At 50.8% G+C, this 26664-nt stretch carries 25 protein-coding genes and 1 tRNA gene; 4 read left to right on the top strand and 22 right to left on the bottom strand.

What is annotated here, in order from left to right:
- Window positions 1-73: 73 nt before the first annotated feature.
- The 3 genes from hemA to Psfp_RS04340 are packed head-to-tail and all read right to left on the bottom strand — an operon-like array spanning window position 74 to window position 2997.
- Entirely contained in the window at window positions 74-1393 is a 1320-nt protein-coding gene (hemA, locus tag Psfp_RS04330; RefSeq protein WP_134217329.1) for a glutamyl-tRNA reductase, read from the bottom strand.
- On the bottom strand, window positions 1368-2009 hold the full coding sequence (locus tag Psfp_RS04335) for a bifunctional precorrin-2 dehydrogenase/sirohydrochlorin ferrochelatase (RefSeq protein WP_134217330.1): 642 nt from the start codon (window positions 2007-2009) through the stop codon (window positions 1368-1370). Before Psfp_RS04335 ends, hemA begins: the two co-directional genes overlap by 26 nt.
- 22 nt (window positions 2010-2031) lie before the next feature.
- Window positions 2032-2997, bottom strand: a complete 966-nt coding sequence (locus tag Psfp_RS04340; protein ID WP_134217331.1) for a polyprenyl synthetase family protein — start codon at window positions 2995-2997, stop codon at window positions 2032-2034.
- Between the two features lie 675 nt (window positions 2998-3672).
- Here Psfp_RS04340 and Psfp_RS21255 point away from each other — a divergent pair.
- A tRNA-Sec gene (locus tag Psfp_RS21255) sits at window positions 3673-3768 on the top strand.
- A 144-nt stretch (window positions 3769-3912) separates the two neighbouring features.
- Here Psfp_RS21255 and Psfp_RS04345 read toward each other — a convergent pair.
- On the bottom strand, window positions 3913-4320 hold the full coding sequence (locus Psfp_RS04345; protein WP_134217332.1) for a hypothetical protein: 408 nt from the start codon (window positions 4318-4320) through the stop codon (window positions 3913-3915).
- A 319-nt stretch (window positions 4321-4639) separates the two neighbouring features.
- Between Psfp_RS04345 and lgt the strand changes: the two genes are divergently transcribed.
- Window positions 4640-5422 carry a prolipoprotein diacylglyceryl transferase gene (gene lgt, locus Psfp_RS04350; RefSeq protein ID WP_134217333.1) on the top strand — a complete coding sequence of 261 codons (783 nt, stop codon included), beginning with the start codon at window positions 4640-4642 and terminating at the stop codon, window positions 5420-5422.
- 37 nt (window positions 5423-5459) lie between these two features.
- On the opposite strand, the gene Psfp_RS21260 is transcribed toward lgt, so the two are convergent.
- From Psfp_RS21260 to Psfp_RS04360, 3 genes are all read right to left on the bottom strand, one after another.
- Entirely contained in the window at window positions 5460-5672 is a 213-nt protein-coding gene (locus Psfp_RS21260; protein ID WP_153189495.1) for a hypothetical protein, read from the bottom strand.
- 51 nt (window positions 5673-5723) lie between these two features.
- Window positions 5724-6146, bottom strand: a complete 423-nt coding sequence (locus tag Psfp_RS04355) for a DUF4912 domain-containing protein (RefSeq protein ID WP_192895262.1) — start codon at window positions 6144-6146, stop codon at window positions 5724-5726.
- Window positions 6147-6259: 113 nt separating this feature from the next.
- On the bottom strand, window positions 6260-7126 hold the full coding sequence (locus Psfp_RS04360; protein ID WP_134217335.1) for an NAD(P)/FAD-dependent oxidoreductase: 867 nt from the start codon (window positions 7124-7126) through the stop codon (window positions 6260-6262).
- 120 nt (window positions 7127-7246) lie between these two features.
- On the opposite strand from Psfp_RS04360, the gene Psfp_RS04365 reads away from it, so the two are divergent.
- Window positions 7247-7798, top strand: a complete 552-nt coding sequence (locus Psfp_RS04365) for a pyruvate kinase alpha/beta domain-containing protein (protein ID WP_134217336.1) — start codon at window positions 7247-7249, stop codon at window positions 7796-7798.
- 48 nt (window positions 7799-7846) lie between these two features.
- On the opposite strand, the gene hisG is transcribed toward Psfp_RS04365, so the two are convergent.
- From hisG to Psfp_RS04380, 3 genes are all read right to left on the bottom strand, one after another.
- Window positions 7847-8716, bottom strand: coding sequence for an ATP phosphoribosyltransferase (hisG, locus tag Psfp_RS04370; protein ID WP_134217337.1), 870 nt, complete (start codon window positions 8714-8716; stop codon window positions 7847-7849).
- Between the two features lie 112 nt (window positions 8717-8828).
- A complete protein-coding gene (locus Psfp_RS04375) occupies window positions 8829-9980 on the bottom strand; it encodes a LysM peptidoglycan-binding domain-containing protein (RefSeq protein WP_134217338.1) in 1152 nt (383 codons plus the stop codon).
- Window positions 9981-10133: 153 nt separating this feature from the next.
- On the bottom strand, window positions 10134-10328 hold the full coding sequence (locus tag Psfp_RS04380) for an AbrB/MazE/SpoVT family DNA-binding domain-containing protein (RefSeq protein WP_134217339.1): 195 nt from the start codon (window positions 10326-10328) through the stop codon (window positions 10134-10136).
- Window positions 10329-10521: 193 nt separating this feature from the next.
- Between Psfp_RS04380 and Psfp_RS04385 the strand changes: the two genes are divergently transcribed.
- Window positions 10522-11715: a pyridoxal phosphate-dependent aminotransferase gene (locus Psfp_RS04385; RefSeq protein WP_134217340.1), complete on the top strand. Its 1194-nt coding sequence runs from the start codon at window positions 10522-10524 to the stop codon at window positions 11713-11715.
- 244 nt (window positions 11716-11959) lie between these two features.
- Here Psfp_RS04385 and Psfp_RS04390 read toward each other — a convergent pair whose 3' ends face one another.
- The 12 genes from Psfp_RS04390 to Psfp_RS04440 all read right to left on the bottom strand — a co-directional run bounded on the left by Psfp_RS04390 (window position 11960) and on the right by Psfp_RS04440 (window position 26632).
- On the bottom strand, window positions 11960-12667 hold the full coding sequence (locus Psfp_RS04390) for an ABC transporter ATP-binding protein (RefSeq protein ID WP_134217341.1): 708 nt from the start codon (window positions 12665-12667) through the stop codon (window positions 11960-11962).
- Window positions 12668-12733: 66 nt separating this feature from the next.
- Window positions 12734-13453 (bottom strand): energy-coupling factor transporter transmembrane component T, encoded by a 720-nt coding sequence (locus Psfp_RS04395; RefSeq protein WP_134217342.1) that lies wholly within the window; start codon window positions 13451-13453, stop codon window positions 12734-12736.
- Complete coding sequence (locus Psfp_RS04400) at window positions 13443-14087, bottom strand: ABC transporter ATP-binding protein (RefSeq protein WP_243120477.1); 645 nt, start codon at window positions 14085-14087, stop codon at window positions 13443-13445. Before Psfp_RS04400 ends, Psfp_RS04395 begins: the two co-directional genes overlap by 11 nt.
- 190 nt (window positions 14088-14277) lie before the next feature.
- Entirely contained in the window at window positions 14278-14850 is a 573-nt protein-coding gene (locus Psfp_RS04405) for an ECF transporter S component (RefSeq protein WP_243120478.1), read from the bottom strand.
- A gap of 174 nt (window positions 14851-15024) precedes the next feature.
- The gene (locus Psfp_RS22440) at window positions 15025-15156 is read right to left on the bottom strand and encodes a hypothetical protein (RefSeq protein ID WP_282434319.1); all 132 of its coding nucleotides are present in this window, start codon (window positions 15154-15156) and stop codon (window positions 15025-15027) included.
- 67 nt (window positions 15157-15223) lie between these two features.
- Window positions 15224-16363, bottom strand: a complete 1140-nt coding sequence (locus tag Psfp_RS04410) for an aminotransferase class V-fold PLP-dependent enzyme (protein WP_134217345.1) — start codon at window positions 16361-16363, stop codon at window positions 15224-15226.
- 18 nt (window positions 16364-16381) lie between these two features.
- Complete coding sequence (locus tag Psfp_RS04415) at window positions 16382-16645, bottom strand: putative Se/S carrier-like protein (protein WP_134217346.1); 264 nt, start codon at window positions 16643-16645, stop codon at window positions 16382-16384.
- Window positions 16642-17508 carry a tRNA (N6-threonylcarbamoyladenosine(37)-N6)-methyltransferase TrmO gene (gene tsaA / locus Psfp_RS04420; protein WP_205079462.1) on the bottom strand — a complete coding sequence of 289 codons (867 nt, stop codon included), beginning with the start codon at window positions 17506-17508 and terminating at the stop codon, window positions 16642-16644. The genes Psfp_RS04415 and tsaA overlap by 4 nt, the downstream gene beginning before the upstream one ends.
- Window positions 17509-17586: 78 nt before the next feature.
- Window positions 17587-18342 carry a hypothetical protein gene (locus tag Psfp_RS04425; protein WP_192895270.1) on the bottom strand — a complete coding sequence of 252 codons (756 nt, stop codon included), beginning with the start codon at window positions 18340-18342 and terminating at the stop codon, window positions 17587-17589.
- Between the two features lie 404 nt (window positions 18343-18746).
- A complete protein-coding gene (locus Psfp_RS04430; protein WP_192895263.1) occupies window positions 18747-18965 on the bottom strand; it encodes a hypothetical protein in 219 nt (72 codons plus the stop codon).
- A gap of 228 nt (window positions 18966-19193) precedes the next feature.
- Window positions 19194-20849 carry an S-layer homology domain-containing protein gene (locus Psfp_RS04435; protein WP_190239065.1) on the bottom strand — a complete coding sequence of 552 codons (1656 nt, stop codon included), beginning with the start codon at window positions 20847-20849 and terminating at the stop codon, window positions 19194-19196.
- A gap of 284 nt (window positions 20850-21133) precedes the next feature.
- Window positions 21134-26632 (bottom strand): fibronectin type III domain-containing protein, encoded by a 5499-nt coding sequence (locus Psfp_RS04440; RefSeq protein ID WP_190239066.1) that lies wholly within the window; start codon window positions 26630-26632, stop codon window positions 21134-21136.
- Between the last annotated feature and the right edge of the window lie 32 nt (window positions 26633-26664).

The raw sequence follows: 26664 nt of genomic DNA on the forward strand, positions 1-26664 counted from the left end.
GCATTTATTCTGCTGCAGCAAGGTAAAAAAAAGTGCTGATTTCCGTATTAAGGTCCAGGATAATCCTCTTTAATTAAAACAAATTTTCCTTTGGGTGGGAAGCCGTCTTTTTCTTGGGCTTCTGTCCCGCGACTTCCAGATCAAAGAGGTTTTGCAGGATCTCGGTATACAAGTGCCCCTCTGTGGTGAGGGCGTAACTTTTAAGCTTGGATACCGGCAGGTGCAGGACCTGATTGACAATGGAGTTTGCCAGGGAACCAACAACCTTCCGGTCATGCTCGGAAAGGTCGCCCAGCCTGTTCAGCGCCCGCTTCAGCTCCTTTTGTTTTATCTTTTCACCCCACTGTTTCAGGGCTGTAATGGTGGGCACCACAAACTGCATGCCCAGCCACCGCATAAATTCGTCCAGTTCCTCTTCGATGATACCTTCGGCTATAACGGCTGCTTTTTTACGCTGTTCCAGGTTCTGGCCAACAATATTTTTCAAATCATCTATGTCATAAAGGGTTATACCCTCAATATTACCAACTTCTGTCTCAATATCCCGCGGCACCGCGATGTCGATCATAACAATCCGGCGGCCATTCCTTCTTTCCATTACCCTGCACATTTCTGCGGCCCTCACCACGCAGTGGGCGGCCGCGGTGCAGCTGATCACAATGTCTGCTTCCTCCATGTACCGGTACATCTCGTTAAATTTGACGGCCTTACCGTCAAGCTGCGTAGCCAGGGATTCCGCGCGTTCAAAAGAACGGTTGGAGACAATGACGCTGGTAACACCATTTGCGACCAAATGCTTGGCGGTCAGCTCGCTGATCTTGCCGGCGCCCACCAGCAGCACGGTGCGACTGTCAAGGCTGCACAGGTGTGTCCTGGCCAACTCCACGGCGGCGTAGCCCGTCGAAACGGCGTTCTGATCAATCCCAGTCTCTGTACGTACCCGCTTGCCAATCGTAATCGCCTGCTGGAAAAGCATGTTCAGGACACGGTTGGTGGTCCCATACTCAACTGCCTGCTGGTATGCCGTTCTCACCTGCCCTAAAATTTGGGTTTCCCCCAGCAGCATCGAATCCAGGCCGGCCGCAACACGGAAAATATGGCGAATAGTATCGTAGAGGGTATGGCAGTAAGTGAAGTTTTTGATCTGGGAAATATCTGCGCCCGAAGAGCGGGAGAGAAAATCCCAAATGGCATTGAGCCCTTCGTCCATTTCCATGGTGGCAGCATAAATCTCGGTCCTGTTACAGGTCGAAAGGATGGCGCAACCTTGAATGACAGGATAAGATTTGAGCTGTAACAGCGCACCCTCAAGTGTTTCTCCTGAAAAAGACAGCTTTTCACGTACCTCCACAGGCGCCGTCCTGTGGTTAAGACCGACCACTGCGATAAGCACTGCGCAACCTCTCCTTTACCCTCTCTATGCAGCCTTCTTTAAGAAGGCTGAGGACTTCACTGTCAACCATATTTTCCAATATCTCTCTCTTTAAATCCCGATCGGCAACATTTCGGATGACCTCCTGACGCAAATCTCCCAGCAACTCAAGAAACTCCCCAAAGGGAGCGCCATAGGTTTTTTCCAGGTCTTCGCGAATTTTACGGGCCAGCATGGGGCTCTTGCCGTCCGTGGAAACAGCAATACTAAGATCTCCCCGCCTGACCACCGCAGGTACAAAAAAATTACCTTTGGCCTGGTCATCAACAATGTTCACTATCAAATTGCGAACTGCACAATCGTCAGCAACCTGCCGGTTGACCTCCTCCCGGTTGGCAGCGCCGATCACCAGGAAAACGCCAGTCAAGTCGGATACCCTGTAATAACCCTGTCTGTAAACAAGCTTGTCTTCCTCTGCCAGCTTCGCGAGGCCGGGTGTTATGGAAGGACTGACTACAACGACGTGAGCGCCGCATTCAAGCAAGGAGTGGACTTTGCGCTCGGCTACTTGCCCGCCGCCCACAACCAGACAAGTCTTGCCGGTTAAATTCAGTGAGATAAAGTAACGTCTTGACAATCATATCCACCTTATGTCTGTATTAGTATTTTCTTGCTCCGACAAAATCCGCCGCAAGGCTTAAGGTCAACCTGGTGGGTATGTCAGGAAGCTCTTTTAAAGCCTGCTTGGCCCTGTTGATATATTTCCCAACCAGTTCAAAAGAACGCTCTATAGCCCCACTATTGGTGATGATGCTTATGGCTTCCTGCATCTCATCCTCGTCTTTTTCAGGTTTTGCTACCAGTTCTCTGAGCCGGTCCTTTTGCCTGGCAGAGTCCAGGGCATAAATAACCGGGAGGGTGATTATCCCCTGGCGCAGGTCACTGCCGATTGGTTTACCCAATTCCTGCTGGTCGGCAACCATGTCCAGGATATCGTCGGTAATCTGAAAAGCCATCCCCACCCCATGTCCGTACCGGTACAGCGGGTAGTAGACGCTTTTGGGGGCGCCGCAGGCTACGGCTCCCAGTTGAGCGCTTGCCGCAATAAGCATGGCCGTCTTGCGGTTAATACGGTATAGGTAATCCCTAAAGCTCTGTTTGACGTCAAAGGAGGCTGCTATCTGCTGGATCTCGCCCTCACCCATATTGACACTGGTGCTGGCCAGGACGATGGAAATAAGAGGTGCATATTCATAACGGGCGATCAAGATGAGAGACTTGGCAAAAAGGTAGGAACCTATATGGGTGGAGATACTGTTGCCCCACATGGCCTTGACCGTGGGCTTGCCCCTGCGGGTTAGTGACGCGTCCACCACATCGTCATGTACAAGTGTAGCCATATGGATCAGTTCCAAGGCAGTAGCCAGCGGCAGGATCCTCTGCGGGTTAAAGTTGTAAAATTTTGCCCCGAAGAGGCAGAGCGCAGGTCTTAGTCTTTTACCTCCCGCTTTGAGGAGATGCGTGGAGGTCTCGGTTAGGAGCGGGTTTGGCGTTTTCACCACGACACTCAACTCTTTTTCCACCATCTGCAGTTCTGTTGCGATGTCTTCAAAAAACTCCAACATCCTTACCGCTTCCTCTGTCTTTTAAATGAAAAAAAGAATATTTAATAAAAAATTATAAATATTATGCAAATTGTTTCCAGAAATAATTATTCGCGGTAAGCTATTAAATTCCTTCCTGTTAATTGGGAAAAGTTTGTTTATTTAGTTCTTCCATCCAACCTCTAAAAGTAAGTATAATTATTATACATAAAGTTTGTCCCGAAACAAAGGATTCCAGATCTCCTTTGGGAGAGCGCGATTCAACAATTTATCAATAGGCAGACCTTTCCTGGAAGCAAATCTTAACAGAAGTGTTTCCATGGGGCATATAACATACTCGGTTACACTCCAAAAGTTAAGCTTGCTGAATGAAAGCAAGCTTCCACTTGTACTGCAAAAATGGCAAAGTTATACAATTATCACTTGTATTGATTTAGTTAGGCTGGGAGAAATCCATTATTGGATAAATTTGTATGGGTATACACCTCAATCCGTCAACGTGGCTCCCTAAATATGTCCCGAAGCTCCATCCTGTACAACCCACCGGAGAATCTAAAAAGTAAACCGGATGTGAAGGAAATAGGCTGCAGTTCAACTTGGATTATAGGTTTTAAGGCTTCTTTCTTGATTTTTATAAGATTTTATTATACAATGTAGCCCAGTCTACAATTATTGTAAATACCAAGTTATTTTTTCGGGGGTGGATGGCGCCTGGTGGTGCTCCTGGTCTTCAAAACCAGTCGTTGGGCTGATGAGGTCCATGGTGAGTTCGATTCTCACACACTCCCGCCAAAGTAATAGCAAAGCCTCCTGGGCGCGGAGGCTTTTTGTATGTGAATTAACTGAAATCAGGGGTTAAGCATTTTGAGTGAGAAGTGGATAAAAAAAAAGGTAGGAGCAATTTCCTGCCTTAATAACATGTATTATACTTATTAACTATTTCCAACCTTTAGCCGCAAATGCAAACTGTGTTACACCGTATTTATCTACATATTGCCGCACTTCATAATCCCTATCCGGGTCAAGGTAGAAATAATGGTTCACACCATTGGCGTCAACATAGAAATACCTTTCAGCGTTCCTATTGTTATTCCATATGTGGCGCCAGCTAATTTTTTTATTGTTCCAGCTCTGGTAATACCTGTCAAGTATTTTGCTAATATTTATTGTTACTTCCCGATCTGAACCAGAATGGTTCCAGCTATAACCTTGGTAACCATTAGATATACTCCCAACTTGACTATTACCATAGAAAACAAAAGTATCTGACTGACCGGCAAACGCTGCGGACGACAGTGTTAGTAAAAAGGTCAATGTCACGACAATCAAGACGATTTTTCGCATTTAACGCACCTCTCCCCATATATCATAGTAATTTTGCAGCCATAATTAATATAATTCAATTAGTAACCCATAGCAACACGCAAGTTTTGGGTAAAACAAAAACGTATCCCTGTTTTAGGCTATGGTATCCAATAGTTTATTATTTGACCAAATATGAAACGTCTTAACAGGAAAAAAATCCGGGTGTTTTATAACCCGGATCTTAAGATGTACATAATTCAGCAGGGGCATGGGGTTGGTTGTAAAACCAGTCTTTTTTTACTATTATATATAATATATAAGAATATATAAGAAAATAAATCCTTTAGGAGGAAAGTACATGCTTGACCCTGTAGCCTTTCAGATAGGTCCGTTTACCATCTATTGGTACGGAATTATTATTACCTTCGCTTTTATCCTGGGGACGATCCTGGCGTACTATCATGCCACAAAGACAGATATTGACCCGGAACATATCCTTAATATGCTGATCCTGATTATCCCCGGGTCAATTATCGGAGCCCGATTGTTTCAAGTGTTTTCACTCTGGGATGATTACAGGTCGAACCCACTTGAGATTTTTGCCACCTGGCATGGTGGACTGGCCATCCACGGCGGGCTGATAGGCGGTTTTCTAGTAGGGTATTATTATGTAAGGAAACACCGGTTGGACTTCTGGAAGCTGGCTGACATCTTTGCGCCAAGCATCATCCTGGGGCAAGCTATCGGCCGCTGGGGAAACTTTATCAACCAGGAAGCGTACGGAAGCGCTGTTACCCGTGCGTACATCAGCCACTTTCCGGATTTTATCCAGCGACAGATGTTTATCGGCGGTCAGTACCACCACCCGGCTTTCTTCTACGAATCAGTCTGGGACCTGCTGGTATTTATTGTTTTAATGGTTTACCACCGGCGACAGCACTTCAAGGGACAAATCATGCTGTTATATCTCATCCTTTATTCGGCCGGACGCTTTTTCATTGAAGGTCTTCGTTTGGACAGTCTGATGTGGGGTCCGTTCCGGTCAGCCCAATTTCTTAGCGTACTGATTATTATTGCCTGCGCAGTCATTTACCTGAAACGGTTAAAAAAAGGGGATTTAAATAAATCACCAGAGTCCTAAACTATATAATAACAATAATCACATTTTTCTACTTGTGTCACACACTATCTCTACTATTCATAATATAAAAAAAAATAGTCTTCGAGGAGGTAATAAAATGTCCCTTGGTACTGGTGGTGGCGTTGGCGGCGGTGTCAGCGGCGGTTTTCGCTTCAACTTTAGCTTCTTTTTCTTCTTCATCATCATCATCTGCGTTTTCTTCTTCATCGGGTTTATCTAGGATCCCACAGTAAAAGCCTGGTTTTTTCAAGCCAGGCTTTTACTTTTTTCAACAACATACAGTTCGTTAACATACAGTTCGTTACTTACCACCCTTTGGCAGGCCCCAGGAACTTGAGGACGGTAAGTCCTTGGGTGGGGCTTCAGCAAGGGTCCGGCCGTCTGCAGGCCGGTCAAGGGGTGTGCTTACGGAGTTTGAACGAAGCAGCGGATAAAATAAATTATCATGACTAATGATACCGATCTCACAGTTGTAGGTAAGGCCTGGTTCGACGTCTGAAAAGTAAAAGCTCTTTTGGGACATATTGAACTCAGTCGTGTAAAAGGGACCGCGACCTTCAATATTTAACCGGATCTGAACCTTTTCTTTTTTCTCCAGCAAATCCTTCAGCCCCGGAGAAAGTTCCCAGTAGACGTAAAGTACCCTGGGACTCTGCACCAATAAAAACAGCGTGTTTTCGTGATAGTCCGGCGGCAGAGGAACGGGGATATGTTGATGATCCACCTTAACCCCTCCTTCCTGTATACATCAATTTGACGCCGGACCATTATTATCCTGCTCGAAAACTGCGTATTCAATGGCTTGATAGCTAAAGATATTCAAAAAGGTCCTATCGTTTACTGGTCCAGGTATTGCACCGCGCTCAAAGCGGCAACCTGTCCCTCGCCCACCGCCTTGGCCAACTGGTACGGCTTCCCGGTGCAATCACCTGCTGCAAATACACCTTTAACATTGGTCTGAAATGAACGGTCCACATTGATATGGTTATCTGTGATAGTTAGTCCGGAGATAAGCTGGTCCGGCAAATAGGTTTCCCTGTAAATAAAAACCCCATTGACGGCAAGGGTGCGGTCACCGATTATAACCTCTGACACAAATTCTTTTCCGGTAATAGCTCCTACCTTTTGATTTTCAATAACCTCCACTACATCCTTCAGTCCTTGCGGCGCAAGCCCGCCACCGCTGATAAAATACACTTTGCGGCAAATGCCGGCCAGATAATTGGCGTCTTCTATCCCTTCTTTAGTATAGGCCAGGACCGCCACCTGCTGGCCGGCAAACAAAGGCCCATCACAGGTCGCACAGTAGCTGACCCCCTTACCTATAAACTCACGCTCACCTTTAACCAGCTCCGATACTGTTACACCAGTAGCCATAATTACTGTTCGGGTATGATACTCTGATTGCCTGGTCTGCAGGGAAAAAATATCTCCCTCAATCCGGGTGACCGAGTCCACCTTTTCTTGTAAGACAGGTACATCCATTGAGCGGGCATGCCGCAGAAACTTATCCCGTAAGGAGCGTCCATCAATCTCCGGAAACCCCAGGAAATTGCTGACCAATGGAGATTTCTGCAGCTTTGGTGTACAAAGCTCACCTCCCAGTAAAACGATGGATTTCCTCCTGATGCTGGCGTTGACGGCAGCGGAAAGACCTGCCGGGCCACAGCCTATAATGGCGACGTCATAGGTTTTTTTGTTCATGGCGGGCTCCTTTTTAATTTAAGTATTCCCGCAGGCCGGGCTTATATTTATTTTTGTAATTGTTATCTTCGTGTCCAGGGGGTAGAATATTGAAAGACACATAACAGAGGGGGAGATATTCTGTACTGGGACAAACCAGGCCGTACCAATACCATAGCAACCGCAGAGGCGGCTCTCAACCGGGCAAAGGAATTGGGCTTAAAACATATTGTGGTAGCTTCCTGTTCGGGTCAATCGGCTGAACTTTTCCTCAAACATACCGGGAATTTTGAAATTATATGCGTAACCCACCAGGTCGGCTTCAGCAAGCCGGGTGAAGATGAAATGGACTCCGAAACGAGAAACAAACTTGTCGAGGGCGGCGTCAGGCTTTTGACCACAACCCACCTGATGGCAGGTATTGACAGGGCCTGCCGGAATAAATTCGGTGGCATTTACCCGTCGGAAATCGTAGCGAGCGCCTTGCGTATGCTCGGGCAGGGGTTAAAAGTTTGCGTTGAAGTGGGATGCATGGCGCTGGACGGCGGACTGATCCCACACGGGACGGACATCGTAACTATAGGTGGAACGAGTCAAGGAATAGACACTGCGGTAGTTCTTTTGCCTGCCCACTCCCAGAACTTTTTTGACACCAGGGTAAAAGAAATCATCTGCAAGCCCAGGGAATTTTAAAACCGGCGGTAACCGCCGGTTTTTTGTGGTCAAAATCATGTTTTGTTCTTATGGAATGACCTTTGATAAGGGATATTCAATGATGTCCTGCGCGCCGCCCCTTTTAAGCGCAGGGATCAGGTCCCGCACCTGTATTTCTTCTAAAATTGTTTCCACTGCAACCCAGTCGCTCTGGACCAGCTGTGAGATCGTGGGCTGTTTCATGGCGGGCAGCACTTCCAGAATATTAGCCAGTTTATCCCCCGGAACATTCATCTTGAGGCCTACCTTTGACCTGGCCCGTAGCGCCCCCTGCAGCAGTACGGACAAATTTTGCAGCTTTTCTTTTTTCCAGGGATCTTTCCACGCGTTCCGGTTGGCATGGAGTTTGGTTGTGGACTGCAGAACGGTGGCTATGATCCGCAGGTTGTTAGCCTTGATTGAACTGCCCGTTTCTGTAATATCGGCGATTGCATCCACCAGGTGAGGCACTTTTACCTCCGTGGCCCCGTAAGAGTACTCAACATAGGCGTCTACACCGTTTGACTTCAGGTATTTCTCAGTGACCCGGACCAGTTCAGTGGCGATTCTCTTGCCTTTAAGATCAGCAACAGTCTTTATGTCACTGTCGTTGGCCACAGCGATAACCAGCCGGATGGGATTGGAAGTGTTCTTGGCATAAATCAGGTCGGCAACCTCAACCACATCAGCCTCGTTTTCCATAATCCAGTCAAGGCCGCTCAAACCGGCGTCAAGTACCCCATCATTGACATAGCGGGGAATTTCCTGTGCCCGCATCAGTACGACTTCCAATTCGGGGTCATTGATCGTTGGGAAATATGACCGGCTGCGAACTGTCAGTTCAAAACCGGCCTGTTTAAAAAGCTGAAAGGTAGCCTCCTGGAGGCTGCCTTTAGGTAGACCCAAACGCAACTTCAAAAAATACTCCTCCTCGGATTTTTACTGTTCATCTTGCTATATTGTAAAAGTATACCTATAGGCTACTGTAGTGTCAATACCGTGAGGAGTTCACTACAAGTTAAAAGTATGATCACGGGATGGCCAAGTACTGGCCGGCAAAAATCAGGTCGGGGTTTAGCCCGCTATTCAATTCAATGATAGCCTCCATTGTGGTATTGTAATTACGTGCTATGGAGGTCAGAGTGTCTCCGGGAACCACGGCATGTACGCTTTTGCCCCTGCCGGAAAGCAGCCACACCTGAAGCCACCCGTCCCGGGTACCCAGGCCCAGTAATCCTTCACTGCTTACTTCCAGATCATTTACAGAACGGCCCGCTTGCAACGCCCAATCCGGACTGGTGGATTGAACCGGCGCACTGAAACCGAATAAATAACCCTCCGGGGTACCGGCAACCAGCGTTTCAAAACCGTCTCCGACCAGCCTTCCGGCGGTCAAAGCCGGTACCGAGCTTCCCAAATTATCCGTAGTCAGTACAGTATTGAGCTCCTGGTTGACTTCAACAACCCTTACAAAACCGTCTTGACCACCCCAGGCCAGTTGTTCATCTAATCTTTCCCGCAAATTGCCTGCTGTTAAGGAAGCTACCCGGGCAGACAAATTCTCCTGAGCCGGGCCTTCGGCAAAACCCCGTTCGGTAAAAATCAGGGTAATGATACCGGAACTTCCGTCTGTACTGTAGGCTGCAGCTGTCAAGGGGAGCAGGTCCCCACTTCTCATAACAACTGCAACCTTTTGTGGGGCTCCGGGCAGCGCTCTGATGGCCAGAAGATCAAGTCGCACCTCGCCTGGAGCCTGACCGGTCTGCCTGTAAAAATAAAGAGCATTCCTGCCCTCCGCCGCTGCTATGACTTCCTCCCGGCCATCGTTGTCAATATCCGCAAGGGCTACATCCACATAGCGGGCGCCACTCTCGGGGGCAGTCTCCGCCAGCAACAGAAGGGTTCCCTCCCTGCTGCCGTACACCGCAACTCTGTCCTCCAGCCCTACCACAATATTATCAAGAGCAGGACCCGGCAGTCCTACAGCCAGACTCAACACTTCAGTTCCAATATCCAGGGCTGCGCTAAGGCTATAACCATCGTCAGACGGACTAAACAAAAAAAGATTGGTTCCTGATGTTGCAACAAGATTCGTTCTTTCTCCAGTAATAACTCCCCAGTTAACCAGGACCGGGCCGTCCAACTCCCGGGACCACAATAATCTGGTTAGCGACAGAGGCATAACCTGACCACACCTTTACTTATTTTATTGTAAGTGTATGCTCCCACCTCCAATTTATATGAACACAGTCAGCGACAAACAAAGAAAAAAGCCCGTCTAAGGCTTTAAAACCAAGCGGCGGGCTTCTGAATCTTTAATTGTAGGTTACATTCTCTAGAAAAAAGGAACTGCCTCAACCCTGGTATTACTGTTCTCTTTTTCTGTGACTACCTCAACCTTTCTCAAAACCAGGCGCCCTTTCTCAATGTTGATATAAACCTGATTTCCTGCCCCAATCCCGAGGGTTTTAAGTATTTGCCGCGGAATAGTAACCTGTCCGTTTGGAGTAAGACATGACAAGCTCCCCATAGTATCCTCCTCTTTGTGTATGTTAACCGCCGGCTAATTTAATTATAGAGCAACCCTCCAACCTTATCCAGGGTGTTTTCTTGCAAGGTTTTGTCACTCTTCCCCGATCATGATATAAACAAAGAAAGCTTTGAAAAATTTGTAGAATGAGGTAAGATAACAACATAAACATTTTACATAAGGGGTGTAATCGGTGGCTATCTCAAAAAAAATTGAATCTTCCCTAGCAGGCGCTTCCTTTATCCGCAAAATGTTTGAGGAAGGAGAACGGTTAAGAAAAATTCACGGTCCGGAAAAAGTTTATGACTTTTCTCTCGGCAACCCGAGTGGAGAACCTCCCAAAGCGATAAAAGAAAGGCTTAAGAAATTAGCCCTTGAGCCTGTACAAGGAATGCACCGCTACATGAGCAATGCCGGTTATGCCGACACGCGCCGGGCAGTCGCCGAGTTATTAACCGGACAAACCGGCCTTCCATTTACCGAGGACCACATAGTTATGACCTGCGGCGCCGGCGGGGCATTAAACGTGGCGCTTAAAACACTGCTGGATCCCGGTGATGAAGTAATTGTATTGGCCCCTTTCTTTATGGAGTATAAGTTTTATATTGATAACCATGGCGGAGTGTTACAGATAGCCCACACTGACGAGGACTTCATGCTGGACATGCACGCTATCGAGGAGGCAATCACTCCCAAGACAAAAGCTATCATCATCAACTCCCCCAACAATCCGACCGGGGTGGTTTACGATGCGTATTCCCTGGCTATGCTGGGAAACCTGCTAAAAGCCAAAGAGCAGGAAACGGGGCGGCAGATCTTTGTCATCTCCGATGAGCCCTATGCCAAGATAGTCTACGACAATATCACCGTTCCGAGTGTTTTTAAATACATCAAAAACAGTATAATAGTCACATCGCACAGCAAAGATTTGTCTCTACCGGGTGAGCGCATAGGCTACCTGGCCGCCTCCCCCAATATTGAAGAAATCGGGCTGTTTATAGAAGGGGCTATCTTCTGCAACCGTACCCTTGGTTTTGTTAACGCCCCGGCACTGGCGCAACGTCTGGTAACAGGACTGCAGGGGGAAAACGCAGACGTTGCTGAATACCAGGAGAAAAGAGATATCTTGTTCGATAATTTAACCGCAATGGGCTACCAGATGGTGAAACCGCATGGCGCCTTTTACCTTTTCCCCAAGTCTCCCCTGCCTGATGACGTGGAGTTTGTCAGGAAAGCGCAAGAGCACAACATCCTGGTAGTGCCGGGCAGCGGTTTTGCTAAATCGGGCTATTTCCGCATCTCCTACAGCGTTGACAAACAAATGATTCTGAATTCCCTCCCCGCGTTCAAAGCGCTGGCCGCGGAATTGGGGTTGAAAAATTCATAATAGCCCCCGCCAACAGTCCTGGAGCATGATTATTACTATGCTTGCCTTGAAAACATTCAAGTATCTCCCAAGAGCAGCATTTCTTGGGGGATACTTTTTGTGTAGGAAGCATATGTTTAAAACTATTTTTTCACGCCACACTTTCAAGGCTCGAAAAGCCATAAAAATTGCCTCTGCTGTTAATCAAATTAACTTTATTAAAAGCTGTTAAAAATTTTGCGGTCATAGAGCAGCCTGCTGGCATTCATAAAATCCGATCCGCAAGTATCGTTTCCATGCGGTCAAAGCGGATTAACGACCCTTTTTCCATTACCATCAACCGGTCGGCAAAAGCAACCGATTCCAGGTTGTGCTCAACGGCAATAACAGTTTTCCCTATACCGCGCAATCTCTGCAAAACTGCTGCTACTTTCTTTTTGCCTGCGGAATCAAGCTGGGACAAAACCTCGTCCAGGATTAGCAACGGCGGGTCAAGGGCCAAAACCGCCGCCAGCGCCACCAGGTGTTTTTCACCGCCTGAAAGCTGGTAAGGGCTTGCTTCTCTTAAAGCAGCAATTCCCAGAAGCGCAATTACGGACTCCACCCTCTCCCGGATGCGGTCAGGCGGCAGACAAAGATTTTCAGGCGCAAAGGCAATTTCGTCTTCCACAGTCTGCGAAAAAAGCTGCGTATCAGGATTCTGGAATACCATGCCCACTTCAAGCGCCCGACCAGCTGGCCGCATTTCCTGGATATTCTTGCCGTTTACCGCTATTTTCCCGGTCATTACCCCGTCCCGGTTGTGGTAAATAGCCCCGCTGAGGCAAAAACATAATGTGCTTTTGCCGCAACCACTTAAGCCTGTCACCACCACGAACTCACCCCGCGGCACCTGGAAATCGACGCCTTTTAATACGAAAGGACCTCCCGGCCGGTATTGATAAGTCAGGTCCTGAACCGTCACAGCTTCCATAACTAAACTTACACCTCTTGCAGCAACTTATAAGCCCCAATCGAAACTATCGCACCCATTTCACCATCACATCAGCCCAATTAGCGTCAGCGTGACAGCCAGGAAAAGCAACATCGACACATAATCGGCGCGACGCAAATCCAGCCGTCTGAGGTAAGTGCGCCGGGGATAAGCCCTGAAACCGCGGGCTTCCATGGCCACCGCCAGCTGCTGTGCTTTGAGCATAGCTCCAAAGACAATGGGGAAAAACAAGCGCCGGTACATTGCCGTCTTTTTTCCCCAGGGCACCTTCTTCAGTTCAACCCCCCGCAATTGAACCGCCGTCACCACATTAATCATTTCATCCCGGAAAACCGGCAAAAAACGTATGGCGATGGCGACCATAAAGGCCAGTTCGTATGGGACTTTCCACTGAACCAGGCCCAAGATAAAGTCACGGGAACTAAATGTGGTAAACAGCATGGCGGCGGCAGTGACCACCATAATGCGCAAAACCACACTGGCCCCCGCCGACAGGCCCTGACTGGTTACCAGGGGTACCGGACCTGCTGCCAGCAACACCGCGCCACCCGGTGAAAAGATGCTCTGGATCACAAAAAGAAAAAACATCAGGGACAAAAAAGGTTTGAGGTAGCCCCACACAGCGCCTGGATTAAAGCGGAAAAACAGCAGCAGCGCCATAGTCGCCGCCAGGAGCAGCAACAGCCTGCCGGGAGTATCGTATATCAAGGCCAAGCTGGAAAGGCAAATCGCCATTACCATTTTAGTCCGGGGGTCAAGCTTCATAGGCAGCGTTTACCTTCCTCCCGCTATCCGATTGAATCCGGCCGTTTGCCAGGGTGACAACCCGTTCCGCCATTTTATCGACAAAGCGCTCATCGTGGCTGACCAGGATCATGCCTCTACCCAACCGGGCAACTTTCTTTAAATAATCTTCCAAGTTTTTTTTACGCCAGGCATCCAGGCCAATGGTGGGCTCGTCCAAAATTAGAAACTCGGGTTCATTGGCCAGTACGGCGGCTATCGCCAGCCTCTGTTTTTCGCCCTGGCTTAAATACAGGGGGAAAACGTCACGGTAGGCTGTCAGCTCGAAATAATCGAGGTAGAAAGCCACTTTCTCTTGCACGTCCGCAGGTTCACAACCCCGATTGGCCAGGCCGAAACCAACTTCTTCAGCCACGGTGCTGCAAAACAGCTGCAGGTCGGGGTTTTGAAAAACGTAGCCGATGCGGCGCCCGATTTCCGCCAGAGAATATCCCGCTACGGGACGGCCCTCCAGGCGGACTTCCCCCTCAGTCGGCTGCAGAACCCCGATCAACAGCTTGGTAAGTGTGGTCTTGCCGCTGCCGTTCGGCCCGACTATCGCCGTTACCCCGTCTTTGTCCAGGCTCAGGTCAATGCCCGCTAATGCCGGTTTCATTTTCCGGGGATATGAAAAGACTACCCGGCTTAATTCCAAAAATGCCATTGACGCGCTCCTTGAAGCTTTAACGCTCATATCTTAGCCGTACGGCGGCCATAAAAGGCCAGACCGGAACATTCCAAAAAACGAAAGTCCCACCGGGATGGTATTAATAAGTCAGGCCTTGAAGGTACGTTCATATGGAAAACTAAGCGGTATCATCTTGGCTTGTCTTCCAGTCCCGCCTTTGGAATTTCCATAGCTGCTGCAAAATTTTAAAAGCAACGAGTCCGCCCAGCCCGCCGGACAAGGCTGCGGCGCTCAGGCTTAAGACCAGAGGCACCACAGGCAGACGGAAATATACAAAGTTCACCATAATGGTACCGGCGATATTGCACAACAACCCCGCCAGAAAGGCACAGGGAAAACAGCAAACCCGGTGGCCAATCAGCAACAAACCCAGGTCGGCCAGAATACCGGGCATGGTGTAGGTCACCAGGCTCATTACGCCGTGTGAGCCGACTATGCCGGTGGCCATAACCAGGATGGCCTGGACCAGGCCAATCAAGGTCATGGTACCCCGCTTACCGGTAATACCAAATCCCAAAACCAGCCATATCATATAGAACCCGCCTGCCACGGCTCCCGAGGGGATAAAGAGCGGTCCGGTGATAATCTGGGCAAGGGGCACTATTATTGGTTTGGTGGCAATCCCCAGGGCAGACATCATGGCTATCACGATTAAATCATAGAGAGAAAATTTATCCAGAAACCTTTGCATTAGACTCACGTTCTACTTACAACCCCCTCAAGCTACCCCGAAAATAGCTGTACGGTATCCAGCCTGCAACTCAAAGAAGCAAGGAAGCAAGGGGACGGTTCTTTTGCTTCCCTGAAAATTGCTGACAGCTACTTAGCCCCCAGGGCGAATACAAAAAGTTCATTCGCACAAATGTTACATTAGCTGCCCAAGTCCGGCGCTAACGCGGCCGTGCGCGATTGAAATCGCACCTGCATCGGCTGGTGTTTTCTCCATGCTACGCGGTGCTTGCCGGCTGTCCTGGACAACTGCCCTGACAAATCGCATGACCCGCACTCCAATGTTATGCGGATTTACTTCCGCAATTGCATATCCGCTGCATACAAAGCCAGCTTTACGACCCGGCAATTTCTTTTACTGCTTTTACTGCTTTATGAATATCCTCGACGGTATTGAAAAACCCCGTGCTGAACCTGATCGTGCCTTTGTTCTGCGTGCCTATGGTTTCATGCGCCAGGTAAGCGCACTGCAAACCGCTCCTGGCAGCAATATCGTATTTCTCATCCAATGCGCCGCACACCTCATGGCAATCTTTTCCATCGATAGTGATGGAAATAACGCCGATTCTGTGTTCAGTATCGTCAATTCCATACACCTTAACATTATCCATCTCGCCAAGCCCCTCAAGCATGTATCCGGCAAGCTGTTTTTCATGGTTTTGGATCTTATCGATGCCGGTTTCCAGTATGAATTTGACTCCTTCATTTAAGCCTGCAATACCTGGTGTATTTAATGTCCCGCTCTCATACCGGTCAGGCAAAAAATCCGGCTGTTCGGGACTTTCGGATAAACTCCCCGTACCGCCTTCCTTTAATGGATCCAGTGTTATTCCTGCCCGTACATATAAGCCCCCCGTACCCTGCGGGCCCAACAGCCCTTTATGGCCGGGAAAAGCAAGCAGGTCGATATTCATTCTTTCTACATTTATAGGAATGTTGCCGGCTGTCTGTGCGGCATCCACCATAAAAGCAATTTTATGTTCTTTCGCCAACCGGCCGAGAGAGGCCAGATCATTCACCGTTCCCGTGACATTGGACGCATGGGTGGCAATCAACAGCTTTGTATTGCGCCTGATATGTTCGGCAATATCGGCGTTGTCAATTTTCCCGCTTAAGTCCGTTTTTACAATAGAAACTTCCACACCTGCTGTTTCCAGCTTTTTAAGGGGGCGTATCACCGCATTATGCTCCATACTCGACAGGACCACGTGGTCGCCCGGTACCAGCAGTCCTTTAACGGCTAGGTTGATGGCTTCGGTCGCATTGCTTGTAAAAGCAATCCGCAACGGGTCTGTGATCCCGAACAGTTTGGCGAGATTCTCCCTGCATTCAAATATTTTCTCGCTGGCCCGTATGGCCATCCGATATCCGCTTCGACCGGGATTGGCTCCGTATTCTTTGATACATCTGATCATCTCCCGGTACACAGCATCGGGTTTGGGCCACGATGTAGCCGCGTTATCAAGGTATATCATGCCGAAGCACCTCATTGCTCACTCGATTTTGGTATATACCTTGTCTCCGTCGTCCTGTTTTTCCTCTCTGTAAATACCTTGTATGGCAACCCCTAATTCTTGTGCCGCATGCTTTACTATTGAGAGTTTGTCCTCATCAAAGCGGAGCGCAAAATTGCACCCCCCGGCAGCTATGCAGTGCGGAGCCCGGACCATGCCATAATATTCACTGTTTTTATTGAGCCGGTTTTTCATTTGGTTAACCTGACTTACTGAGGGAAAAACTGCCAGCGCATATATCATTGCCGATCCTCACAGTTATTTTTTTCCCTTACCTGCACGGCTGCAAACAATACGTACTCGTCGACCTCCAGCACCTCACTCGCTCCTGCGTAAATATGATCGTTGAGACGAATTTCTACTTCCCTGCTATTATCCGCAAGAAGGAGCTTCCACTGTCCCGGTGATGTATGAAGCTCTTCAAAAAACAAATTACCCCGTAAAACACTGCACCCGGTAGCGCCCTCAATGCCCTGCGCAAAAAAATGGCCGCCGGCTATTTCCGCCCTAACCGCTTCCCCACGGCCGATACCTAAAATTTGCATCGCTTTGGCGCCTGTCCTGAGCCCAAGAGTCAGCCCGGTGTTGACGGTATCCCAGTGAAAATGCCGCGAAGTGGTGATTAGCTCATGCCCCATACACCAATTTAACGGTGTTTCCGCCAAAGGGAAGGCATCATAATGGGGGATATAAATTTTTATATCCAGGACGGGAGTTCCATCGATGGCGTCCAAACCCTTGACATAAAGACGGTTCCCTTCCCGCTTGAGAAGCTCAACTACACAAGAACCCATCGCTGAAGGGCGGGACGGCGACCGGGTGGAGTATACTCCCTGGCAAGCCGGTTCGCTGGCAAAGGGTAATGTTATTGGCGGTTCGTCTTGTTCCCATTCAATCAATCTTAGCCAATCTTCCCTGCGATGCTGATAATAAACCACATGAATATGAGAAAAGTATTCAATTCCAATCAGCGCATCGGTGAGATCTTCTCTCATGTAAACCATGCTTTCTTTATTGTAGTCAAAAGTACGGCTGCATTCTTTAAAATCGGAAACCACAACACCGACCGGCCTGATGGAAATCGGTTCTTTCGGCATAATGACCATATTACTCTTAGCCCCTCCTGTAGTTCATTCATACTGCTTCACGTGATCGGCATCGCGCTGGCGGCAAATAGCAACCTGCTAAAAACAACCCAAGCCGCAGCGCGTTATCCTGTAACCGGACTCATCGCATACACTGCCGACCAGAGATAAATCGACCCCCAGTGTCTCAGCCACTTGACGCGCCTGTCCGCACTCTATCTGTTGCTCCGTCTTTTGCTCCTCTAACACTTCCTTTATTTTTATCCTATTTTTTAAATAGGATAAAAATAAATCCCTCAAGTAATCTTTCAACCCGCCTGACAAGTATTGTCCGGCTTCTTCTATAAAAATGGGAACATCCGGACGGAGCCTTTTAGCTTCGGTCGTAAATCCCCTGCTCTCTTCACTTTCGGAACCGTATAAAACAATAACATCCGCCTTTCGTATCCATTCCAGTTTCTGCTCCCAGCCTGGCGCAGGCAAATACACATTAACAATTTGCACGGCCCAAGGGAAGTAGGTTATACCATCGCAACCAGTCAGTAAAAATTTCTCATACTTCCTTTCCCGGCCGGGAAAAAACATGGAGCGTACCGCTTTTTGCAGTCTATCGCCGCTCCCTTGAAGCTCCAATAAGGGTTCCGACATATCTGAAGATTTCAGTACACTCCTCAGCAGCTCCTCCTCCGGCTCCGGCTGACAAATCTGCAGCTGTTTTTCCGCTGAAACAGCACAAAGACTGAGCTTGACAGTTTGGAAACCGGAAAACGCTTTTAAAAACCCTGACTTAAAATTATTGTCAGGCACAGCCCCTATGTTATTTAATGCCACCACCAACATGAGTAACCAGTCCACCTTTTAGATATATTGCCTCTCCTGCCGAATCTGCCGCCTCCGGTGATAACCACCAATGGTGGTATTGTCATATCCCCCCCCTTCTATTTCCAACAAAGCGGCAGCTGCGATAGCTTTTAAACACAAAAAAACATAAACCAAGATAACATGACGTAATCTTAAAACGACGTATTGCAGCCAAACGGCAACAATGAAAATACATAACAAAACACAGCTAAACACAAGTCAATGATAATTAATCATATAATTAAAGTCAATAACAATAGGCCTTAAAGACTAATTCTGACTGCAAAAATTGGGTGGATAATTGTTCATATAACGGGTCGTTGTCACGGACGCCCAGCGTCCGATAGGCCGATAGACTGGCTGAAGCCATAGCCGGGGAGCCGGCATGCCTATATTCTTTAGCGTGTCCCTGCCGCGATTCTGCCGCTTGCAACAAACCCGATCTGCCCGGCGGCGTCCCCTTCGTCTATGACAACGCTATCCTTGGTATACCTTCTCAGTACCGGCTGCACCGCCGGATAGAGATCCAAAAGCTCCGTTTCTGAAAAACCAGCAAAGAGTGTGGATCTTTGCAAAAGCGCCAATCCGTTTGCTTTGTAAATTTTTTTGGAATTCATCACGGGGTTTCGCTCCATCCTTTTGATTCATCAGCGGGGCCGCTGCAGAGGACTCTCAAACACGGGTGTTTCCTTTTTTTAGAAGGGGGGGGCGCTGGGGAAGCCCCCTGTGCCTCCTTTTTCCTACTGCAGCGCCGAACTCTTCGGCAATCCGCTGTGGCAGTTGACGGACGGGTTTTCCTGTATGATATGGCCTGAATGCATACCCTTCTGTGCGCCCGCAGGCTTTTACTCGAGAGCGTTGGCGATAACCGTGACGGCTTCGGCTCTGGTAGCTTTATTTTGGGGAGCAAAGGTACCGTCAGGATAACCCTGCATAATCTTGGCTTGCGCTGCCGCAGCCAGAGCGTCTTTAGACCAGGCGGAAGCCGCGTCGCCGTCGGTAAAGGTTATTTCTTCAGTTGCCGCTTCAATTTTAGCTGCTTTGACAATCATTACCGCCATTTGCTCACGGGTGATCAGATCATCCGGTCCGAAACTGTTCTCGCTGTAACCACTGACGATGCCGGCGGCATTGGCTGCGGCAATATGATCTTTCGCCCAGTGATTGGCAGTATCGTCAAACACCTTGCCTGAAGCAGCCGGCAGTTTGAAAGCTTTGACCAAAACAGTGGCAAATTCAGCACGGCTGATGCTGTTGTCGGGCCTGAATGATCCATCCGGATAACCGTTGATATAACCCTGCCCGCTCAATTTATTGATAACATCGCTGGCCCAGTAGGATGCCGGGACATCGGAAAACTGCGGCTGCTGCTCTAGCGGCTGCTGCTCTGCCGCACGCATTACCTCCTTGGTCAGCACCGCAAACTTGGTAAAGTGATCCACCGTAACCGTGATGGTATCGCCGGATATGTCACCGCCCAGGTTAACCCATTGGGCGGATATTTCATCGTAGTAATATATGGCTGGTATTTCCCCGTCTGCCAAGGAGTCCGGGTCATAGGTAAAAGTCAGAGTAACCGGTTTATTGAAACTATAGCTCGCATTACCTCCCACAGTAAACTCGAAGACGTTGCCCTGCAGCGAAAAACCCGCAGGTATTGCCGGGGGACTGTTCACCTTCCTAATCGTAACGGTCACATTGGCCGTACCGTTTAATGCATCGGAAGGAATCTCGATTGAAACGTCGCTGCCGAGGCTGATTTTTCCGCCAAGGCCGGGCGCTACGCTGGCTGAGCCGGTCGTGGTGTCAACCGCTTGCGGCGAAGAAGTGGGACCACCGCTGCTGCCGGGTCCCGATTCAGTTTTAGTTTTGGCTGTCGCGCTTGGTCCGGTAGTGCTCCAATTGCCGTCAGCATCGCCCGCCTCAACCCTGAAGGTGTACTGGGTACCCGCGCTCAGGCCGCTGGCCGTGCAGGTAAGCGTGCCGGAATTTACGGTCTTGTACAGGGCGCTGTCTATGAAAACCGTGTAGCCAGTTACAGCCACATTATCCGTAGCGGGCGTCCAGGTCAAGGTCAGGCTGGTCTGCCCGATTTCGGAAGGCGTGAGCGCGCTGCCGGACGGCCATACGGGCGGTGTGTTGTCGGCAACGTTGCCACCGCCGCCGATCGTCAGTTCTTTGGTGTCCACATTCTCACCATACCCGGCAACGACAATCAGGGTAGAGCCGCTAAAATCCGGGGGCACTTTAAAGGTGCAACTGTAGTTGCCGTTTACGTCAGATTTTACGGGGTCTAATACTATGACGCTTTTGGCACCGTCAAGTACTTTTATGGCAACCCACGTATCCGGATCGGCTATACCCGAAGCAGTCACTGAATCCCCTGGATTGGCTGTGTTGCTGCTGAGGGTCAAAGTTACGTTGACGGCAAACGCCAAAGAAGGAACCAGCAAGGCCGCCAGCAAAGCCAGAATTAAAATCATCGGGATTTTCCTGGACATTGTTATGTTCATCCTCTCTCTTGGTAATGGAAACAATTCTAATTTGATCCAGCTGAAGCTTCACTGAAAGCCGTGGGGTAGAGTCCTGCAGGGTAGTTTACGCATCAACTGCAAAGCCTGCCCGTTCAGGTAATGCTGCCGGTCCGTTCATACCTTTACGATCAACCCACCATAACCGCGTAAGGTAGATGGCGGGTTGATTCGTGCAGGTGTTAAAGAACAGACTTTCTACATTGGTACCACACACATTGGACTTTCACCCAACATCAACATTGCTACTCGGATTAAAGACCCAATGCCTTCACAATTACCGTGACAGCTTCAGCCCTGGTGGCATTGCCCTGGGGCTGGATGGTATGGTCGGGATAACCATTCATAATCCCGTTTTCCATCGCCGTGGCCATGGCTTCCAAGGCCCAACCGGAAATGCTGCCCCTGTCGCTAAAGGAGGTCTCCCCTGCTGCCGGGGCCAGCTTGGCTGCCCTTACAATCATCACCGCCATCTGCTCCCGGGTAATCAGGTCGTCCGGGCCAAAGGTGCTGTCGTCATAGCCCATTACAATCCCGTTGGCGGCTGCTGTGGCAATGTACTCCCGGGCCCAGTGGCCGGCCGTATCTCCAAATACTTTTCCGCTTTGAGGCTCCAGTTTGCATGCCTTTGCCACTACGGTGGCGAACTCGGCCCTGGTGATGCTGCTGTCGGGTCTGAAACTGCCGTCGGGATAACCGGCGACGGCCCCCAGGGAAACCAGTTTGTTGATGTTGTCGAAGGCCCAGTGGCCGGCGATGTCTTTCAGAGCTTCCGCCGGGACTTCCGCAGGAACCTCCGGTGGTTCTTCTTCTGTTTCCACGGCAACCATGACGGCAAATTTGGTGAGGTGATCCACCTGGGCGCTTACGACAGTACCGGAGACGGTTCCGCCGATGTTGATCCACTGGGACTGGGCTTGATCGTAGTACTGGAGCACCGGGGTCTCGCCGTCGCCGATTAAGTCGGGATCGAAGCTTATTTTTATGGTCACCTTTTTGGCAAAGCTGTAGCTGTCCGCACCGCCCACGCTGAACTCGTATACGGCGCCGGCCAGTCTGAAGCCTGCGGGCGCTGCGGGTGGCTGGTCTACTTTCTGTACTTTTACTTCTACTTTACTGGTCCCTTGCAGCGCGTTGGCCGGTATGATTATCGTGGCTTCGTCACCCAGGCTGATGGCGCCGCCCGCACCGGGGGGTACCATTGCGGTCCCGGTGGTGGAGCGCACCGCGCTTACACCGCCGCCGCCACCACCGCTGCCGCTTGCTGTGGTCACGGTGACGCTGGGTCCGTCGCTGCTTTCGTTGCCCGCCGCGTCCAGCGCCTGGACGGTGAAGGTGTACGTTGTTCCGGCGCTCAGGCCTTTGACGGTGTAGCTGCTTTCGCTAACCGGGCTGGCGTTCAGCCTGGTGGTACCCTGGTAGATGTTGTATCCGGTTACTCCCACGTTGTCGGTGGCGCCGCTCCAGCTCAAGGTCAAGCTGCTCTTGGTCACATCGCTGGCAGTCAGACTGCCTTTGTCCCAACTCGGCGCGGTGGCGTCCTCCCCAACCGGAGTTTGGGTGTAGGTGACGAATGCGGTAAAGTGCCTGGTCCAAATCACCAGGTCGTTGCCGACGTCTATCTTGCCGTCGCCGTCCGGGGGCAGTTTGTCGCCCTCCTCCTGGTTGTCGGCGTCCAGGATAGTGGCTATTTTGGTGAAAACGCCTCCCCTGCTGTAGCCGACTTCTTTGCCGGCCTGACCCGGAAGCAGGATCCGCACGGCCTTGTCGAAGGTCAGCGGCACGTCGCCGAAGCCGATTTCAAGCACGGTGTTGACTGTGGCGGTATACCCGCTGTCCGGTGTTACCGTTACGGAATCGTTGGGCCGCACTGTCGGCAAATTAATAGTGCCGTTCCACTCTGCGGAACCGCTTACGGTAGCCCCCGCGGGAATGCTTACTTTTACCGGGTCGCTGCTGATCGAAGTATTGGAGGCTATGGTCAAAGCGGGCAGTGCTCCGGTGGTTATGCTGCCGTCGGCGTTCTTGTGCATAAGAGCGGCCACGCTGATTCTGGCGTCGGTTACGCTGTCAGGCACGTTCACGGCAACGGGAGCGCCCAGCTGCACTGTAGCATCGGTAATGGCCAGGTCTTTGCTGTTCGTATCTACATCAACGGTTGTGGTGCCAATCGGTACGGCCATGGTATATGAGGCTGTCAATACGGCGCTGTCTTCCATTCCGAACTTGACGGCAATGGCTTTGAGCGTAACCGCCCCGTTGATGGTGATGGGTCCGGTGTAGGTCGGGCTATCGGCGGTGGGCACGCTTCCGTCCAGGGTATAGTGGATGGCCGCATCGCTGGTGGCAGTCTCCAGAATCAACACGCTGCCGGCTACCACCGCCGCTCCGCCGGCAGGGAACACGGTTGGAACGTTCACAGTCCCATCAATTACCTCCATTGTTCCTCCGAATGTCTCGACCACGAACTGCAGGGGAACCATGGTTATATCATCATAAAGAATCGGAGGAACGGGCAAAACAACCGGACTCCCATTTAAAGTGCCGCTAGTGCTATTGACCGTCAAGGCAAGGTTTTTATCCGACGCTGTGAAGACAATCTGCTGCGTTGCTTCATTCCAATAGGATTGAATATCCAGCGCTTCAGCCACAGATCTGACCGGTCCCATCACGATACCGTCCATCTTAACAAAGGGCCTGTCTGTTACTTCAATTCCGTTAATTTTAATTCTATACCCTACAATGATGGGCGATTCCGTGGTCACGATGACGCTGGGGCCGTCCGTGCTTTCGCTGCCCGCCGCGTCTACCGCCTGCACGGTAAAAGTGTACTCCGTGTTCGGAGCCAGGCCGGTGACGATGTAGCTATCGCCGGTTACCGGTGTTTCGGTCAGCTTGGTGGTACCCTGATAGATGTTGTATCCGGTCACACCAACGTTGTCAGTAGCGCCGCTCCAGCTCAAGGTCACTCCGCTCTGGCTCACGTCGGAAGCTGTCAGCTGCTTCTCTTCGCTCCATGTCGGCACGGTGGTGTCCCCCGGCGTAGTGCTTACCGTAATGGTCTTGACGTCCACATTGCTGCCGTATCCCGCCACGACCGTCAGTGTCCCTTCGGCAGTACCGGGCAAAATGAAGGTGCAGCTGTAGTTGCCGTTGGCGTCGGATTTTACGGGATCTAATACTATGATGCTTTGGGTGCTGTCAAGTACTTTGATGGTAACCCACGTGTTTGCATCGGCTGCGCCGGTGGCGGTCACGCTGTCGCCCGGCGGGGCGGCGTACTTGCTCAGCTCCAGGGTCACGCTGACACTGGAAGCCAGTGTTTTCACGGGCAGGCTGGGACCGTCCGTGCTCTCGTTGCCCGCCGCGTCCACCGCCTGCACGGTGAAGGTGTACTCCGTGTTCGGAGCCAGGCCGGTGACGGTGTAGCTTTCGCCGGTTACCGGCGTTTCGTTCAGCTTGGTGGTGCCCTGATACACGTTGTACCCGGTCACGCCCACGTTGTCAGTAGCGCCGCTCCAGCTCAAGGTCACTCCGCTCTGGCTTATGTCGGAGACAGTCAACTCCTTCTCTTCGCTCCATGTCGGCGCGGTGGTGTCTCCTCCAGTCGGAGTTTGCGTATAAGTGATGAATGAGGTAAAGTGCTTGGTCCAAATCACCAGGTCGTCGCCAATGTCAATCCTGCCGTCACCGCCCGGAGGTAATGCGTCGCCTGCCTCCTGACTGTCGGCGTCCAGGATAGTGGTTATTTTGGTGAACTCGCCTCCTCTGCTGTAACCAACATCTTTGCCTGCCTGACCTGGAATCAGAATCCTTACGGCCTTATCAAAGGTCAATGGCGCATCGCCATAGCCAATTTCGATCACAGTGTTAACTGTAGCGGTATTTCCACTGTCCGGCGTTACTGTTACGGAATCATTGGATTGGACTGTCGGCACATGAACGGTGCCGTCCCACCCTTCGGGAGCACTCATAGTGGTTCCCGCCGGAATGCTTACCTGTATCGGGTCGTTACTGACCGAAGTATTGGCCGCTATGTTCAGTGCCGGTAAAGCTGTTGTGGTTACCGTACCGGACACAGGCTCCTCGAGCAATGCCGACACGTTAACCGTTGCGTCAGTTACACTGGCAGGCACTGTGATGGCGACATCCGCCGGCGTCTCCCCGGTTACGGCAAGGTTTTTATTGGAGCCATCGTCTGTGATTGTTACATTTTGCTCCGTAATCGGTACGGCTGTCGTCACGGTAACGCTGGGGCCGTCCGTGCTCTCGTTGTCCGCCGCGTCTACCGCCTGCACGGTGAAGGTGTAACGTGTACCCGCGCTCAGGCCGGTGACATGATAGCTTGTCCCGGCGACCGGGCTGGCGTTCAGCTTGGTATCGCCCTGATAGATGTTGTATCCGGTCACTCCCACGTTGTCGGTAGCGCCGCTCCAGCTTAAGGTCACTCCGCTCTGGCTCACATCGGAAGCAGTCAACAGCTTCTCTTCGCTCCAAGTCGGCGCAATGGTGTCTTCTTCCGGTGTAGCGCTTACCGTAATGGTCTTGACGGCGACATTGCTGCCGTATCCCGCCACTACCGTCAGCGTCCCTGCGGCAGCAACCGGTACTATAAAGGTGCAGCTGTAGCTGCCGTTGGCATCCGCTTTTACTCCGTCAAATACAACGACGCTTTGGGCGCTGTCAACTACTTTGACGGCAACCCACGCGTTTGCATCGGCTGTGCCGGTGGCGGTCAGGCTGTCGCCCGGCTGGGCTGTGTACTTGCTCAGCCCCAGGGTAACGCTGACACTGGAAACCAGTGTTCTCACGGGCACGCTGGGGCCGTCCGTGCTTTCGTTGCCCGCCGCGTCTACCGCCTGCACGGTGAAGGTGTACTCCGTGCCCGGATTCAGATCGATGACGTTGTAGCTGTCGCCGGTTACCGGCGTTGCGGTCAGCAGGGTATCGCCCTGATATACTTTGTATCCGGTCACATCGATGTTGTCAGACGCGCCGTTCCAGCGCAGGGTCAAGCTACTCTGGCTCACGTCGGAATAACTCAGTTCCCCGTCGGGCCAATTGGGGGCGATGGTGTCCTCCCCGCCAGGCTCTGTTTCTGTGGTCACGGTGAAGCTGGGGCCGTCCGCGCTCTCGTTGCCCGCCGCGTCCACCGCCTGCACGGTGAAGGTGTACTCCGTGCCCGGATTCAGATCGGTGACGATGTAGCTTTCGCCGGTCACCGGCGTTGCGGTCAGCAGGGTATCGCCCTGGTATACTTTGTACCCGGTTACATCGACGTTGTCATACGCGCCGCTCCAACTTAATGTCAGGCTGCTCTGGCTCACGTCGGAAGCAGTCAACAGCTTCTCTTCGCTCCAAGTCGGCGCAATGGTGTCTTCTTCCGGTGTAGCGCTTACCGTAATGGTCTTGACGGCGACATTGCTGCCGTACCCCGCCACGACCGTCAGTGTCCCTTCGGAAGCAACCGGTACTTTAAAGGTGCAGCTGTAGCTGCCGTTGGCGTCCGCTCTTACTCCGTCAAATACAACGACGCTTTGGGCGCTGTCAAGTACTTTGACGGAAACCCACTCGTTTGCATCGGCTGTGCCGGACGCGGTCACGCTGTCGCCCGGCTGGGCGGCGTACTTACTCAACTCCAGGGTAACGCTGCTGCTTGCATTGGCGGTAAGCGTAATACCTGGTACCACAGTGCCCAGAAAAAAGATACTTGCGAAAAAAATTGATAATAATTTAAATCTTATTTTTATCAAGTTATCAATCTCCTTACAGGAAAACATTTTGC

The organism is Pelotomaculum sp. FP (genome assembly GCF_004369245.1).
In the GTDB taxonomy this organism is placed as follows: Bacteria; Bacillota; Desulfotomaculia; order Desulfotomaculales; family Pelotomaculaceae; genus Pelotomaculum_C; species Pelotomaculum_C schinkii.

Excerpts from the sequence above, each read along its gene's own strand:
- Psfp_RS04430 (WP_192895263.1), bottom strand. The coding sequence starts at position 18,965 with ATGAATTCCAAAAAAATTTACAAAGCAAACGGATTGGCGCTTTTGCAA.
- Psfp_RS04435 (WP_190239065.1), bottom strand. The coding sequence starts at position 20,849 with ATGTCCAGGAAAATCCCGATGATTTTAATTCTGGCTTTGCTGGCGGCC.
- Psfp_RS22440 (WP_282434319.1), bottom strand. The coding sequence starts at position 15,156 with ATGCGATTTGTCAGGGCAGTTGTCCAGGACAGCCGGCAAGCACCGCGT.
- Psfp_RS04400 (WP_243120477.1), bottom strand. The coding sequence starts at position 14,087 with ATGAAACCGGCATTAGCGGGCATTGACCTGAGCCTGGACAAAGACGGG.
- Psfp_RS04360 (WP_134217335.1), bottom strand. The coding sequence starts at position 7,126 with ATGAACAAAAAAACCTATGACGTCGCCATTATAGGCTGTGGCCCGGCA.
- tsaA (WP_205079462.1), bottom strand. The coding sequence starts at position 17,508 with ATGGTCATTATGCCGAAAGAACCGATTTCCATCAGGCCGGTCGGTGTT.
- Psfp_RS04415 (WP_134217346.1), bottom strand. The coding sequence starts at position 16,645 with ATGATATATGCGCTGGCAGTTTTTCCCTCAGTAAGTCAGGTTAACCAA.
- Psfp_RS04405 (WP_243120478.1), bottom strand. The coding sequence starts at position 14,850 with ATGCAAAGGTTTCTGGATAAATTTTCTCTCTATGATTTAATCGTGATA.
- Psfp_RS04390 (WP_134217341.1), bottom strand. The coding sequence starts at position 12,667 with ATGGAAGCTGTGACGGTTCAGGACCTGACTTATCAATACCGGCCGGGA.
- Psfp_RS04340 (WP_134217331.1), bottom strand. The coding sequence starts at position 2,997 with ATGTTGGAGTTTTTTGAAGACATCGCAACAGAACTGCAGATGGTGGAA.
- Psfp_RS04395 (WP_134217342.1), bottom strand. The coding sequence starts at position 13,453 with ATGAAGCTTGACCCCCGGACTAAAATGGTAATGGCGATTTGCCTTTCC.
- Psfp_RS04345 (WP_134217332.1), bottom strand. The coding sequence starts at position 4,320 with ATGCGAAAAATCGTCTTGATTGTCGTGACATTGACCTTTTTACTAACA.
- Psfp_RS04410 (WP_134217345.1), bottom strand. The coding sequence starts at position 16,363 with ATGATATACCTTGATAACGCGGCTACATCGTGGCCCAAACCCGATGCT.
- Psfp_RS04380 (WP_134217339.1), bottom strand. The coding sequence starts at position 10,328 with ATGGGGAGCTTGTCATGTCTTACTCCAAACGGACAGGTTACTATTCCG.
- lgt (WP_134217333.1), top strand. The coding sequence starts at position 4,640 with ATGCTTGACCCTGTAGCCTTTCAGATAGGTCCGTTTACCATCTATTGG.
- Psfp_RS04375 (WP_134217338.1), bottom strand. The coding sequence starts at position 9,980 with ATGCCTCTGTCGCTAACCAGATTATTGTGGTCCCGGGAGTTGGACGGC.